Source organism: Pseudomonas sp. MYb541 (assembly GCF_037479595.1).
GTDB classification, from domain to species: Bacteria; Pseudomonadota; Gammaproteobacteria; order Pseudomonadales; family Pseudomonadaceae; genus Aquipseudomonas; species Aquipseudomonas canadensis.
Genome location: NZ_JBBGYS010000011.1, coordinates 75,439 through 88,872, shown reverse-complemented (window position 1 = coordinate 88,872; position 13,434 = coordinate 75,439). Strand labels below are relative to the sequence as shown.

Annotated in this window: 12 protein-coding genes; 6 read left to right on the top strand and 6 right to left on the bottom strand. The window is 59.3% G+C overall.

Annotation, left to right across the window (positions count from 1 at the left end; all coding sequences use genetic code 11):
• Positions 1-114: 114 nt before the first annotated feature.
• The gene (gene fabV / locus WH299_RS09250; RefSeq protein WP_033902545.1) at positions 115-1,308 is read left to right on the top strand and encodes an enoyl-ACP reductase FabV; all 1,194 of its coding nucleotides are present in this window, start codon (positions 115-117) and stop codon (positions 1,306-1,308) included.
• Between the two features lie 60 nt (positions 1,309-1,368).
• Here fabV and WH299_RS09245 read toward each other — a convergent pair whose 3' ends face one another.
• Positions 1,369-2,604 (bottom strand): anthrax toxin-like adenylyl cyclase domain-containing protein, encoded by a 1,236-nt coding sequence (locus WH299_RS09245; protein WP_339550105.1) that lies wholly within the window; start codon positions 2,602-2,604, stop codon positions 1,369-1,371.
• A gap of 293 nt (positions 2,605-2,897) precedes the next feature.
• Between WH299_RS09245 and WH299_RS09240 the strand changes: the two genes are divergently transcribed.
• Complete coding sequence (locus WH299_RS09240; protein WP_339550104.1) at positions 2,898-3,521, top strand: HAD family hydrolase; 624 nt, start codon at positions 2,898-2,900, stop codon at positions 3,519-3,521.
• Here WH299_RS09240 and WH299_RS09235 read toward each other — a convergent pair.
• Positions 3,518-4,423, bottom strand: a complete 906-nt coding sequence (locus tag WH299_RS09235) for a LysR family transcriptional regulator (protein WP_122725043.1) — start codon at positions 4,421-4,423, stop codon at positions 3,518-3,520. The genes WH299_RS09240 and WH299_RS09235 overlap by 4 nt on opposite strands.
• 102 nt (positions 4,424-4,525) lie before the next feature.
• On the opposite strand from WH299_RS09235, the gene WH299_RS09230 reads away from it, so the two are divergent.
• The gene (locus WH299_RS09230; protein ID WP_339550103.1) at positions 4,526-5,695 is read left to right on the top strand and encodes an aspartate aminotransferase family protein; all 1,170 of its coding nucleotides are present in this window, start codon (positions 4,526-4,528) and stop codon (positions 5,693-5,695) included.
• Here the strand turns inward: WH299_RS09230 and punR are convergent.
• Entirely contained in the window at positions 5,676-6,599 is a 924-nt protein-coding gene (punR, locus tag WH299_RS09225; RefSeq protein WP_122725047.1) for a DNA-binding transcriptional activator PunR, read from the bottom strand. The two genes, WH299_RS09230 and punR, sit on opposite strands and share 20 nt — an antisense overlap.
• Before the next feature lie 122 nt (positions 6,600-6,721).
• Here punR and punC point away from each other — a divergent pair, with 122 nt between their 5' ends.
• The gene (punC, locus tag WH299_RS09220; RefSeq protein ID WP_122725049.1) at positions 6,722-7,906 is read left to right on the top strand and encodes a purine nucleoside transporter PunC; all 1,185 of its coding nucleotides are present in this window, start codon (positions 6,722-6,724) and stop codon (positions 7,904-7,906) included.
• 127 nt (positions 7,907-8,033) lie between these two features.
• Here punC and WH299_RS09215 read toward each other — a convergent pair whose 3' ends face one another.
• Positions 8,034-8,867, bottom strand: a complete 834-nt coding sequence (locus WH299_RS09215; RefSeq protein ID WP_122686628.1) for a nucleoside-binding protein — start codon at positions 8,865-8,867, stop codon at positions 8,034-8,036.
• A 158-nt stretch (positions 8,868-9,025) separates the two neighbouring features.
• On the opposite strand from WH299_RS09215, the gene WH299_RS09210 reads away from it, so the two are divergent.
• On the top strand, positions 9,026-10,528 hold the full coding sequence (locus tag WH299_RS09210) for a nucleobase:cation symporter-2 family protein (protein ID WP_122725491.1): 1,503 nt from the start codon (positions 9,026-9,028) through the stop codon (positions 10,526-10,528).
• 44 nt (positions 10,529-10,572) lie between these two features.
• Here the strand turns inward: WH299_RS09210 and WH299_RS09205 are convergent, their stop codons facing one another.
• On the bottom strand, positions 10,573-11,505 hold the full coding sequence (locus WH299_RS09205; RefSeq protein WP_122725053.1) for a proline iminopeptidase-family hydrolase: 933 nt from the start codon (positions 11,503-11,505) through the stop codon (positions 10,573-10,575).
• Between the two features lie 91 nt (positions 11,506-11,596).
• Complete coding sequence (locus WH299_RS09200) at positions 11,597-12,361, bottom strand: LuxR family transcriptional regulator (RefSeq protein WP_122725055.1); 765 nt, start codon at positions 12,359-12,361, stop codon at positions 11,597-11,599.
• Positions 12,362-12,545: 184 nt separating this feature from the next.
• On the opposite strand from WH299_RS09200, the gene WH299_RS09195 reads away from it, so the two are divergent.
• Positions 12,546-13,433, top strand: a complete 888-nt coding sequence (locus tag WH299_RS09195) for a proline iminopeptidase-family hydrolase (protein ID WP_016975311.1) — start codon at positions 12,546-12,548, stop codon at positions 13,431-13,433.
• Position 13,434: the final 1 nt, after the last annotated feature.

Below are 13,434 nucleotides of genomic sequence, written 5' to 3'. Positions count from 1 at the left end.
ACAGAAGATTTGCGACTATCGTGACGCTTCGGTTTTTTGGACGTCATAGACCGGTACGATTGAAGTTGAATGGCCACCATTGGCCTTCGGCACCTTGGAAGAGGCAGAAATTTTATGATCATCAAACCGCGGGTTCGTGGCTTCATCTGTGTGACCGCTCACCCTGTTGGCTGTGAAGCGAACGTCAAAGAGCAGATCGACTACGTGACTCAACACGGCGTCATCGAAGGCGGCCCGAAAAAGGTGCTGGTCCTCGGTGCTTCCACCGGCTACGGCCTGGCCGCGCGCATCAGTGCTGCCTTTGGCTGCGGCGCCGACACCCTGGGCGTGTTTTTTGAGAAAGAAGGCGAAGAAGGCAAGCTGAGCTCCGCCGGCTGGTACAACAGCGCCGCGTTCGAGAAGTTTGCCGTCGAGAAAGGCCTGTACGCCAAGAGCATCAACGGCGACGCGTTCTCCGATGAGATCAAGCGCCTGACCATCGAAACCATCAAGAAAGACCTGGGCAAGATCGACCTGGTCGTCTACAGCCTGGCCGCGCCACGCCGTACCGACCCACAAGGCGTGGTGCACAACTCCACCCTCAAGCCGATCGGCAAGGCCGTGACCCTGCGCGGTATCAATACCGACAAGGGTGTTGTGGTCGACACCACGCTGGAGCCTGCGACCCAGGAAGAAATCGACGGCACCGTCAAAGTGATGGGCGGCGAAGACTGGCAGCTGTGGATCGACGCCCTGCGTGACGCCGACGTGCTGGCCGAAGGCGCCAAGACCACGGCGTTCACCTACCTTGGCGAGAAGCTGACCCAGGATATCTACTGGAACGGCTCCATCGGCGAAGCCAAGAAGGATCTGGACAAGAAAGTCCTGACCCTGCGCGACAACCTCGCGGCACTCAAGGGCGACGCCCGTGTGTCGGTGCTCAAGGCTGTGGTCACCCAGGCCAGCTCGGCCATCCCGATCATGCCGCTGTACCTGTCGCTGCTGTTCAAAGTGATGAAAGAGCAGGGCACCCACGAAGGTTGCATCGAGCAGGTCTACGGTCTCTTCAAGGACAGCCTGTACGGCAGCCAGCCGAAACTCGACGCCGACGGCCGCCTGCGTGCCGACCTGGCCGAGCTGGAGCCAAAGGTCCAAGACGCCGTGGCAGCATTGTGGAACCAGGTCACCGACGACAACGTCAACGAGATCAGCGATTTTGCCGGCTACAAGGCGGAATTCCTGCGTTTGTTCGGTTTTGAGATCGATGGCGTGGACTACGAGGCTGACGTGAATCCGACCGTGAAGATCAACGGTCTCATCTCGGCATAACGGCTGAGGTGGGCAGCAGCCTCGATTATGAGGCTGCTGTTTTGTTTGCGCCCTAGGTCTTCAACCTTGGCGAAAGACTGACGCCAGCCGCCCCTGCGCATGGGTGAAACCAGAGCGCTTGATACCCACCACTTCTCTCTCCCAAAGCGGATTCACAGGAACGTGATAGCCGCTGTCTTTGGCTGTTGTTATCAGTTCCGCCATTTCCTTGCTGTTGTTGATGATGCTGATTTCGTCGAATCGCCCAAGTTTGGTCGGTAAGAAGAATGTTGCCGGGTAGTTGGCGGCGACTTCAGTTGCCGGGCTGCCGGAGTCTGCATTGTGGTGCACAACCCGCTCTCCGTTGCCGACCAGTCGCTGATTGATCAGCTCAATCATTTGCTTTATCCGTGGCGTGACGTTGCCCAGGTCGGGGTCTTCTTTTTGATAGAAATGTGCGGCGCTTTCGTAGTCTGCGCGTAACGTTTCAGGCACCTGCGAAGATCCAGGGTCTGGTTGATGCTGCCTGTAGCGATCTATTCTTTGCTTGAAAACACTGTGCGCTACATCGGGTATTGGAATTCTGTCCTGGGGGCCAAAATCGCTGAGGTGGGGCGCGACCATGTGCAGGTCATAATCGGCGGTCAATGCCTTGCCTCCTTCATGTTTCGCCAGAACCTCAATGGATTTTCCTTGATGGAAAATGAGGTAGCTGTCTTCTGAAGCCGATGTGCGTTTGCCTTCGAATGCATACAGCTGCTGGCTTGGCCCTCGAGCACCGAAGTGTCGTGTGCCGTCGTACGCGTTTGTTGCCAACTGAGTAATCTGCCCGAGTTTCATCAATTCGCCGAGACGGTTGCCCGAAATTTCCAAGGGGACTGCAACAGCGTGCCCATCGCGGATGCATTCTTGAATTTGCTCATTGGCGCGGGTGAGTTTTCCGGGGGCATCTTCCTTGAACTTTTCAAGCTTGCTAAATGCCTGGTCTGTACAGATCAGGCCAGCCTGTGGCCCCCAGTTGGCACTTTTCCCCTTGATATGAAAATCCTTGGTGGGGTGGCCGGCTTCTATCAACCCGGTTGCGACGGTTTCTACCGGGCGCACGCCAATAATAGTGTTGGTCGCCGCTGCGATGTTTTGCAGGGGAACAAGGTGGCTGGGCACCATGCCCGTCTTCTCCCTGATGCGTTCAAAGGCGACGCTTATCGGGTCTATCGTGTTTTGATTGGCGTTAGTTGACTGGCTGGAATGAGTGCTCAGTAGTGTGTTCAAGCTGAACGCTGATGGTGAAATAGCAGGGTTGATGATGCCTTGCATTGACGTTCTCCAAATCGTGTTTCATAAGCACGTTGGATCATCCCTTCCATACCTAGGCATTCCTTGGACTGCACGGGAAACACTAAAGCAGCCTTTCTTCTGTAGGGCGGGAAAAGTGTGACGGGTTGTATGAAACTGAAGGGGAGAAAGAACGTTCAGGTCCGTAAAGGTGGCACAGGCGTGGTGTCTGTTGTGCGCGAACCGTGAAATTATCAGAGCGGTCCTACGCGTGTTTACTCGCACCTAAGCGTTATCGTTATGGAAACTATCGAGCAATTTTAAAGGAGGTGCGTATGACAATTCGTGCAGTGGTTTTTGATTTCGGCGGTGTCCTGTTCGACTGGAGCCCGCAGCACCTTTACCGCAAGCTGATTGCCGATGATCTCGAGCGGCAGTGGTTTCTCGATAACATCTGCACTCAGGCCTGGAACACCGAACAGGATGCCGGTCGTTCCCTGGCCGAAGGCACCCACCGCCTGATCGAGCAGTACCCACATCATGAACCTCTGATCCAGGCTTATTACGACCGCTGGCACGAGATGCTGCGTGGCCCTTTGGCGGAAGGCGTGGCGATCCTTGAGGCGTTGCACCAAGTCGATATGCCGTTGTTCGGGCTCACCAACTGGTCCGCTGAGACCTTCCCTCACGCGCGAGCCAACTACCCCTTCCTCCAATGTTTTCGCGACATCGTGGTGTCCGGCGAGCTGAAACTGATCAAGCCTGACGCAGCGATCTACCACGCCAGTCTCAGTCAGGTACGCGCCCACCTGCCGGACATCCAGCCCGCTGAAGTGGTATTTATCGATGATGTTGCCGGCAATATCGAAGCGGCCATCGCCCTTGGCTGGCAGGGGATCCACCATGTGTCTGCCGAGCGCACTGCCGCGCAATTGAGAGCGTTGGGTGTGGGCTTCTAGCGCGCCCATTTTTCCATCGCGAAATCCACGAAGGCGCGCAGTTTGGGCAGCCGATAACGGTCTTGGCCGTAGAGCAGGTGCATGGGGCGGCTGGGCAGTCGATAGGTGGTGAGCAAGGCCACCAGTTTGCCGCTCTCCAGATCCGGTTGTACCAAGGCATCGGCCAGCATGATGATGCCCATGCCGTTTACGGCCGCTTGACGCAGGCCTTGCGAGCTGTTGATGGTCAATGAGCCGGACACCGGAACCTCCAGCTCGCCTCCATCACCGGTCATGCGCCACAGTTTTTCGGTATCGCGCCAATTGTCATTCGCCGGGTAGGCGAACGCCAGGCAGTCGTGCTGCTGCAGTTCTTCTGGGCTCGAAGGCGTGCCGCGTCGCGCCAGGTAGGCTGGCGACGCGCAGAGGGTGAGCGTGTAGTCCTGCATGGGCCTGGCGATCAGGCTGGAGGTTTCCAGTTCGCCAAGACGGATTGCCACGTCGAAGCCGCTGTCGACCAAGTCCATCCGCTCATTGCTTAGCACCACATACAGGTTGATCTGCGGGTAGCGCCGGGAAAATTCGCTCAAGGCCGGTGTAAGGCGTTCGGTGCCGAACACTGGGGGCGCAGTGATACGCAGGGTGCCTTTGGGGATGTCGCTATGGGCTTGCTCGGCAAGCTGCTCGGAGTCGGCGACCAGCCCCAGCACTTCCAGGCAGCGCTGGTAATACTGCCCGCCAAATTCCGTGAGGCTTTGCTTGCGCGTGGTGCGCTTGAGCAGGCTGACGCCCAATCGTTGCTCCAAGGCGCGCAGGTGATTGCCAACCATTGTGGTGGACATCCCGCAGGCATGGGCCGCGGCGGTCATGCTGCCGGTCTCGACCACCTTCACGTACACCGACATTGCCTGGAACAGATCCATTATCAAGTCCTGATTTAAAGTCATTGCAGGAATGCGCAGTTTATCCAGCTCAGGTGGCTAACGATACTGCAGCCATCACTACGATGCACTGGAGACCGCACCATGACCGCCGCCTGTCTGATGACCACTTACCAATCCATGGCCCTGAGCTTCACCCGCGGCCTGGGCACGCGCCTGTGGGACCAGCAGGGGCGTGAATACCTGGATGCGGTCGCCGGTGTGGCGGTAACCAATGTCGGACACTCGCACCCCAGGCTGGTGGCGGCGATCAGCGAACAGGCGGGCTTGCTGTTGCACACCTCCAACCTCTACAGCATCGACTGGCAACAACGGTTGGCCCAGCGCCTCACTCAGCTGTCGGGTCTGGACCGCGCCTTCTTCAACAATTCCGGCGCCGAAGCCAACGAAACAGCGCTCAAGCTGGCGCGCCTGCATGGCTGGAAGAAGGGCATCGAAGAGCCGTTGGTGGTGGTGATGGAGAACGCCTTTCATGGCCGTACCCTCGGCACCATGGCCGCGAGCGATGGGCCCTCGGTGCGCCTGGGCTTCCAGCGGCTGCCGGGGGATTTTCTCAAGGTGCGCTTTGGTGATCTGGCGGCGCTGGAAGCGATCACCAAGGCATTTGGCCCGCGTATCGCAGCAGTGCTGCTGGAGCCCATCCAGGGAGAAAGTGGCGTATTGCTGGCGCCGCCGGGCTATCTGTTAGCCTTGCGCGATCACTGCACCCGCCATGGCTGGCTGATGATGCTGGACGAGATCCAGACCGGCATCGGCCGCACCGGCACCTGGTTCGCCTTCCAGCATGAGGGCATCGTCCCGGACGTGATGACCCTGGCCAAAGGCCTGGGCAATGGCGTGCCGATCGGCGCCTGTGTGGCACGGTCTGCCGTGGCCCAACTGTTCACGCCGGGCAGTCACGGCAGTACCTTCGGTGGCAACCCGCTGGCGTGTCGTGTGGGGTGCACTGTGCTGGACATCATCGAAGAACAAGGTTTGCTGCAGAACGCCGTGCAACAGGGCGAGCGCTTGCTGGCGCGGTTACGCGTGGAGTTGAGTGAGCATCCGCAGGTCCTGGCGGTTCGTGGCCAGGGGTTGATGATCGGTATCGAGCTGGCCAACCCGTATCGGGACCTGGCGCAGCGCGCCGCCCAGGAGCACGGGCTGTTGATCAACGTGACACGGGGCAAGATCATTCGCCTGCTGCCGCCGCTGACCCTGGATACCAAGGAGGTCGAGATGATCGTGCGGGCTATTACTCGGTTGCTGGCGTAGGGCCGTTGAGCCACTCCTGATTCAGCGTTTCGGTGTCGCCCAGGTATTCCAACAACCACGCCATGGCCGGGGACAGCTTGTTCTGCGCCCAGGCCACACACGACGGGCTGGCCGGAAACGGCCGGCTCAATTGCAGTGCCACCAATTCACCGCGCTCGATCCACGGCAACACCTGATGCGCTGGCGCCATGCCGACGCACAGGCCGTCGCGCAGGCAGTCGATGGCAGAAGCCCAATTGGGGACCACCAGGCGTCGCTGGTTATCCAATGTCCAAGTGTCGCGCTTGGGCAGGTTGCGCGAGGTGTCGGTCATGCACAGCGAGGCAAAGGGGCGCAGTTGATCGTCGCTCAACAACCCTTCGACACTGGCTAACGGGTGTCGCGCGCTGACCACGCACAGCCAGTTCAGCAAACCCATATCGCGGAAGGTGAAGTGACTGGCCACCGGTACTGCGCTGGTGGCGCCGATCACAATGTCGGTGCGTTCATCTGCCAGGGCATCCCACACGCCGTTGTACACCTCGTACTCCAGCAGCAGCTCGACTTCGGGAAACTGTCGATAGAAATCCAGCACCAACTGCCGGCAGCGCTGGGGTTTGACGATGGAATCCACGGCTACTTTCAACTGGCCGCTCCAGCCATTGGCGACCTGCTGACACAGGCGTCGGGTGCCGAGCATTTTTTTCATCACGCCACGGGCTTCGTCGATAAACAGACGGCCAGCGGGCGTCAGCTCCACATCCCGGTGGCGTCGCACGAACAATGGCACCGCCAACCATTCTTCCAGCTGGCGCACGGTATAACTGACGGCCGACGGCACGCGATGCAGTTCCTGAGCGGCGGCGCTGAAGCTACCATGGCGCGCCACGGCATCGACCACATCCAGGGAATATTCAGACCACATGGCGGCTGCCTTCAAATTTATTGATAAGAGTGTCCAATTATTATCGCTTCACAGAGAAACTGTCAGCTTCATAATGGGCGCCAGTCAGCAAATAGTTTGATGGCAAGATCAACAAGGCTTCAATGAAAAATTCTTTTGGTTTCACTTGGTATTTGGCGGGGCTGAGCATGCTCGGTTACCTGGCCATGGACATGTATCTGCCGGCGTTCGGCGCTATGGGCGAGCAGTTGCAGATTGGCGCTGGTGCGGTAGGCGCCAGCTTGAGTATTTTCCTCGCCGGATTTGCCGTGGGGCAGTTGTTGTGGGGGCCATTGTCCGACCGGCTGGGGCGTAAGCCCGTCCTGCTCGCCGGCCTGAGCCTGTTTGTACTGGGCTGTGCGGGGATGTTCTGGGTCGAGACCGCGCCACAATTGCTGGCGCTGCGCTTCATCCAGGCGATCGGCGTGTGTTCCGCCGCCGTCAGTTGGCAGGCGCTGGTGATCGATCGCTACCCGGCAGATAAGGCTCATCGTGTGTTCGCCAGCATCATGCCGCTGATGTCGTTGTCGCCTGCGTTGGCGCCGCTGTTGGGCGCGATGGTGCTGAATCACTTTGGTTGGCAGGCGATCTTCGGTGTATTGCTCGGCGTCTCATTGCTATTGCTGCTACCGACGTTGTTTTTGCGCACGGTGGCGAAACATCCGTCAGAAAAGAGCGAGCGTTCGCGCCTCGGTTATGGGCAGTTACTGACGTCTCGCGTGTTTACCGGCAACGTTATGATCTTCGCCGCTTGCTCGGCCAGTTTCTTCGCCTGGCTGACGGCTTCGCCCTTTATCCTGGGCGACATGGGCTACAGCCCAAATGACATTGGCCTGAGTTACCTATTGCCGACATTGGCGTTTTTGGTCGGTGGCTACAGTTGCCGTAGCGCGTTGCAGCACTTCCAGGGCAAGACCTTGTTGCCCTGGTTGCTGCTGGCGTATTGCATCAGCATGGTGGCGTTGTACCTGGTTGCCACGCTGACGGTGCCGACCCTCACCACCTTGCTGATTCCGTTCTGCCTGATGGCGCTGGTCAACGGTGCCAGTTACCCCATCGTCGTGGCGAATGCGCTGATGCCGTTTGCGGAAAATTCCGGCAAGGCGGCGGCATTGCAAAACACCCTGCAACTGGGCCTGTGTTTCCTCAGCAGCCTGCTGGTGTCGTCGATGATCGAGCAACCGCTGCTGATCACCGTAATCGTGATGCTGGCGACCGCGCCACTGGCGGTGTTGGGTTACTGGCTGGCGCGGCCGAAAGCCGACAGCTCCGAACTGGCTCGAATCTGAAGTGGCAACGCGGTCAAAACTGTGGGAGCTGGCTTGCCTGCGATAGCATCGGCTCGGTGTACCTGATGCACCGAGTCGCTCGCATCGCAGGCAAGCCAGCTCCCACAGGTTGATTGGGTTTATTCAGTCAGAAGGTGATTTCCATATTCACCGTCGGCGTCGATGTGCGGCTACCCCGGCCGCCATCTACGCCGAACTTGTTATGCCAATACTCGTAACCCACCCCAAGGTAGAGGTTTGGCTTGACGCTTTTGCCCGGTCGCACCGCCACCATCAGCGCGGTGCGCATCAGGGCTTCCGGCGCAGTATCGCGGCCATGGTAGTCCTCGCCTTTTTCCCCGACGTAATTGATGAAACCCTGGAATTTCGCCGCATGGTTGGCGATTTCGAAGGGCCGCATCCACGTCAGGTTGAGCATGTAGGTGTCGTCAAACGTGTGGTTCGACTCCTTCGCTCCGGGGATGCCGGTGTGGTTTCTTTCCTTGTAGTACATCAGGCTCAGGTCAAGTACGCCGACGGTGTTGAACTTCAACGTCGGCCCGATCACCAGTGCGCGTTTCTTGGCTGAGGCGAAGTTGTTATTACGGTTGGCGTCAAACCCCAGGGTCAGCGCGTAATCCTTGACCAGGCCGGTGCCCAGAGGCACATCGAATACCCGCGATGCATACAGCTGATGGCGATATACCGCGTACACCTCGCTCCCACCATGATCGGTGCCCTTGCGTGGGTCGCGGCTGTCGGACAGGAACACATCGAGGTTGAGGAAATTGCTGCCGTACTGGTAGCCGCTGGCGTGGGTGAAGCTGTAGATGCGCTTGCTGAATTCGTCGGGGTTGTTCGGATTGGTGAACTGCTGGCCGTAGCGAAATCCTACGCTGTTATTCATCCATTCCAGCGCGACGGCCTCCCCGCCGCCGAGCAGGGTGAGTGCGACGGTTGCGCCCTGTAGTGCCTTTTTCATTGTTCTGGGTCCTTTGGCGTTCTGGCTCATCACGGCCGGATTGTTTTTGTAACGCCGATGGAGGGTAACTTGTTCGATTGATTGTATACAACTCTATGGACATCCAGTCCAAACATTGCATACAGTGGCCGCACAACAAAAACAGAGAACCCCTCACCATGACTATCCCGAAGGCGTCACCGCAGCGGCCAGAAGATGAGAATCTCGGCGTCGCCGCCAACATGGCTTACGGCCTGCAGCATGTGCTCACGATGTATGGCGGCATTGTTGCGGTCCCCCTGATTGTCGGCCAGGCGGCCGGTTTGTCCCCGGCGGATATCGGCCTGCTGATCGCGGCGTCGCTGTTTGCCGGTGGCCTGGCCACGCTGTTACAGACCTTGGGTCTGCCGTTTTTTGGCTGTCAGTTGCCGCTGGTGCAGGGCGTGTCGTTTGCCGGTGTGGCAACCATGGTGGCGATTGTCGGCAGTGATGGCGCCGGCGGGGTGCCGGCGATTCTCGGGGCGGTGATGGCCGCGTCGTTTATCGGGTTGCTGATAACCCCGGTGTTTTCACGGATCACCAAGTTTTTCCCGCCGCTGGTGACGGGCATTGTGATCACGACCATCGGCCTGACCCTGATGCCCGTTGCGGCGCGCTGGGCCATGGGCGGCAACAGTCGCGCGGCGGATTTTGGCAGCATGTCCAACATTGGCCTGGCAGCGCTGACCCTGGTGCTGGTGTTGCTGCTGAGCAAGATCGGCAGCGCGACTATTTCGCGACTGTCGATTTTGCTGGCGATGGTCATCGGCACGGTGATTGCAGTGTTCCTCGGCATGGCCGACTTCTCCGGCGTGACCCAGGGGCCGATGTTCGGTTTCCCCACGCCATTCCATTTCGGCATGCCAACCTTCCACGTTGCCGCGATCATCTCCATGTGCATCGTGGTGATGGTGACCCTGGTCGAGACCTCGGCGGACATCCTGGCCGTAGGCGAAATCATCGACACCAAGGTCGACTCCAAACGCCTGGGCAACGGCCTGCGCGCCGACATGCTGTCGAGCATGTTTGCGCCGATCTTCGGTTCATTCACCCAAAGCGCCTTTGCCCAAAACGTCGGCCTGGTGGCGGTTACCGGAGTAAAGAGCCGCTTCGTGGTGGCTACCGGTGGGTTGTTCCTGGTGATTCTCGGCTTGTTGCCTTTCATGGGCAGGGTGATCGCGGCAGTGCCGACTTCCGTACTGGGCGGGGCCGGGATTGTGCTGTTTGGTACGGTGGCGGCCAGTGGCATTCGCACGCTGTCGAAGGTGGATTACCGCAACAACATGAACCTGATCATCGTGGCCACTTCCATCGGTTTTGGCATGATCCCGATTGCGGCACCGAGCTTCTATGATCACTTCCCGACCTGGTTCGCGACCATTTTCCATTCGGGCATCAGTTCGTCGGCAATCATGGCGATCTTGCTGAACCTGGCATTCAACCACTTCACCGCCGGTAATTCGGACCAGCAGTCGGTGTTTGTGGCGGGGACCGAGCGCAGCTTGTGCTTCCGTGATGTGTCGGAACTGCGCGATGGGGATTACTTCAAAGGCGGCAAGTTGTTTGATGCCGAGGGGAGAGAAATTCCATTGGTGGCGGATGTCCCGAGGAAAACAACCAAGCCTGAGACCTCCGAAGTCTAACGCCACCCCTGTAGGAGCCGGCAAGCCGGCTCCTACGTTGGGGGTCAGCCAGCCTTGAGTACCCTGTACTTCGCTGAACACACCTCATCCAAAAACTTCACCACAGTCCCCATGCACGCCTGGCGTTCTTCCACATGGGGCATGTGGCTGGAGTCTTCAAACAGTGCCCAGCGCACATCAGCGATTTCATCCAGGAACGGCTTGACCACCAGCGGTGTCGCCTCGTCGTGCCGGCCGGAGATCACCAACGTCGGCACGTTGATCGCCGACAGGCGGCCAGTGGACTTCCAGTCTTTCAAGCTGCCAATCACATGGAACTCGGTCGGGCCGCTCATGGCGTGGTACACCGTCGGGTCTGCATCGACTGCGGCAAATGTGCGCGCTACTTCCTCCGGCCACGGGATGACTCGGCACACGTGCTGGTCATAGAACACCCGCGAGGCGGCGAGGTATTCCGGGTCCTGGTAAGTGCCGGCGGCTTCATGTTTGAGCAGGGTTTCATGCACACCTTCCGGCAACAATTTGCGCAGTCGGTTGGCTTCGCTGACCCAGGTGCGCATGCACGTCGGCGAGTTGGCGGGGATAAAGGCGCGCAGGCCCTTGGGCTGCAGGATCGCGTGTTCACTGCCGAGCATGCCGCCCCAGGATTGGCCGAGGATCGCGTAGTTATCGCTGATCTGCAGGTGGTCCAGCAGGTTGTTGAGTTCTTCGAGGAACAGGCCCACGGTCCAGAAGGACGGGTCTTTGTCGGGCAGATGGGTGGAGCGGCCGTTGCCCAACTGGTCGTAGTGGATCACGGCGTGACCGCTGGCGGCGACGTCCTTGAACGCGTCAACATAATCATGGGTGCATCCGGGGCCGCCGTGGATAACCACCAGGGGCGTGCGGCCACTCGACAAGTCACCGGTGACGCGGTACCAGGTTTGGTAGGCGCCAAACGCCGCATACCCTTCGCGGATTTTTTCGATGAATTCCATTTCGTACCCTGCTCTGAAAAAAGGATCAGGGACACGATAATGCGTGGCAGAAATTTAAGTAACTAGCAAAACAGCTAGGTTTTCCCGCCGGTCAGTCTTCGAGCAGGCGGTAATGGGTGGCGCGCACCACCGCCTGCACCCGGTTCTTGGCCCCCAATTTGTGCATCGCCGAGGCCAGGTGCAGGGTAACCACCGCCAGCGAGCGACTCAATTGCGCGGCGATTTCAGCGGCGGTCAGCCCGTCGGCGGCCCATTTGAGGCACTCGCGTTCGCGTTTGGTCAGGCGGATATGCGGATAGGTGCGCAGTTCCTTGCTGAACAGTGGGTAGGCCGCTTCCTGCAAGGCATGGGAAATCAGGCTGAAGTCCGACAAGGTCTGCTGCGCATCCTTCAATACGGTGCGGGCGTTGCCGGTGCGCAGGCCGGTCAGCGAGGCGAAGCCGCCACGGGGCAGGTGGATCGGCACGCTGACGCCGCAGGTCAATTGCTGGTCGTGCAAGTAGGACGAAACCGGCGCATGGCAGGGATCGATGATCTTTTGCAGGGGAGTATCGGCCTTGACGTCGTAGGACCATACGAACGGTGACACCGTACTCAGGGCCAGATGTTGCACCGGATCGATCTGGTAGAACCCTTCGCTGCACCACAGGGCGTGCCAGTCGGGCGGGGTATTGCGCAGTGCGAGCACCGAGGGCGTGATCAATGTGCCGTCCTGGTCAATCGGCACCGGGGTGTAGTCATACACCAATGCATCGAAGCCCAACTGCTGGGCGAGGATAAACGTGTTATCCATCTGCTCGTCCAGGCTCCTGCCCGGCATCAGGCGGTGATTTGACGCAGTCAGCTTGGCCAGCATCCGTTCGGCTCCCGAATTCATTTGAATCTCGACTTGCGGCAAGTAGAATGCCACGCCCCGGCGAAGGACTGCCAGGCCAAACCTATAAGAAATACTAGGTTATGGACGCACGGCATCCTCGGTAGTGTTGGCCTGATAAAACGGCCGCTACCTGCCAGGCCGATACAACACAAGGAATGTTTGCATGTGGCGTGAAATTGCCCCCGACCAGCAGTACAACGTGCAAGTCGACGGCCATAACCTCGTGGTCTACAGCTTTGGCGAAGGGGATGAGGTGCTGTTGTGCCTCAACGGCGGGCCAGGCCTGCCGTGTGACTACTTGCGCGACGCCCATGGCTGGCTCAAAGACCATAACCTGCGAGTGGTTGCATTCGACCAGCTTGGCACGGGTGCATCAGCCAGACCCACCGACGTTTCGCTGTGGGAAATCCGCCGTTATGTCGAAGAAGTCGAAACCGTGCGCCAGGCACTGGGTCTGGGCCGCGTGCACCTGCTTGGGCATTCCTGGGGCGGCTGGCTCGGTATCGAGTACGCCATCCACTACCCCGACGCGCTGAAAAGCCTGATCCTCGAAAACACCGTGGGTGACATTCCGCACCTGTCCCAGGAACTGGAGCGCCTGCGCGGCGCCCTCGGCAGCGAAACCGTGGCCATGATGCAACGTCACGAAGCCATGGGGACCCTGGACCACCCGCAGTACCAGGCCGCGATTACCTTGCTCAACTACCGACACGTGTGCCGACTGGACGAGTGGCCTGCACCGGTCAAACGCTCTCTCGACGACTGGAACATGGGCCCCTACGAAACCATGCAAGGTCCCAACGAATTCCTCTACATCGGCAACCTCAAGGACTGGAACCGCATCCCCGAGATGGCCGAGTTCAAGATGCCGATCCTGATCACCACCGGCCAGCACGACGAACTCACCCCCGCCTGCGCCATGCGCATGAAACTCGCGGCCCGGCACGCCGAACTGCACGTCTTCCCCAACAGCAGCCATATGCCGTTTTATGAAGAGCCCCAGGCATATTTCCCGGTGCTGCTGGACTTCCTCTCGCGTCACCGAGGCTGAC

Bases quoted from the DNA above. Each gene is read 5' to 3' on its own strand.
- WH299_RS09210 (WP_122725491.1), top strand. From the start codon at position 9,026: ATGACTATCCCGAAGGCGTCACCGCAGCGGCCAGAAGATGAGAATCTC.
- WH299_RS09230 (WP_339550103.1), top strand. From the start codon at position 4,526: ATGACCGCCGCCTGTCTGATGACCACTTACCAATCCATGGCCCTGAGC.
- WH299_RS09205 (WP_122725053.1), bottom strand. From the start codon at position 11,505: ATGGAATTCATCGAAAAAATCCGCGAAGGGTATGCGGCGTTTGGCGCC.
- WH299_RS09240 (WP_339550104.1), top strand. From the start codon at position 2,898: ATGACAATTCGTGCAGTGGTTTTTGATTTCGGCGGTGTCCTGTTCGAC.
- punC (WP_122725049.1), top strand. From the start codon at position 6,722: ATGAAAAATTCTTTTGGTTTCACTTGGTATTTGGCGGGGCTGAGCATG.
- WH299_RS09200 (WP_122725055.1), bottom strand. From the start codon at position 12,361: ATGCTGGCCAAGCTGACTGCGTCAAATCACCGCCTGATGCCGGGCAGG.
- punR (WP_122725047.1), bottom strand. From the start codon at position 6,599: ATGTGGTCTGAATATTCCCTGGATGTGGTCGATGCCGTGGCGCGCCAT.
- WH299_RS09195 (WP_016975311.1), top strand. From the start codon at position 12,546: ATGTGGCGTGAAATTGCCCCCGACCAGCAGTACAACGTGCAAGTCGAC.
- WH299_RS09245 (WP_339550105.1), bottom strand. From the start codon at position 2,604: ATGCAAGGCATCATCAACCCTGCTATTTCACCATCAGCGTTCAGCTTG.
- WH299_RS09215 (WP_122686628.1), bottom strand. From the start codon at position 8,867: ATGAAAAAGGCACTACAGGGCGCAACCGTCGCACTCACCCTGCTCGGC.
- WH299_RS09235 (WP_122725043.1), bottom strand. From the start codon at position 4,423: ATGGATCTGTTCCAGGCAATGTCGGTGTACGTGAAGGTGGTCGAGACC.
- fabV (WP_033902545.1), top strand. From the start codon at position 115: ATGATCATCAAACCGCGGGTTCGTGGCTTCATCTGTGTGACCGCTCAC.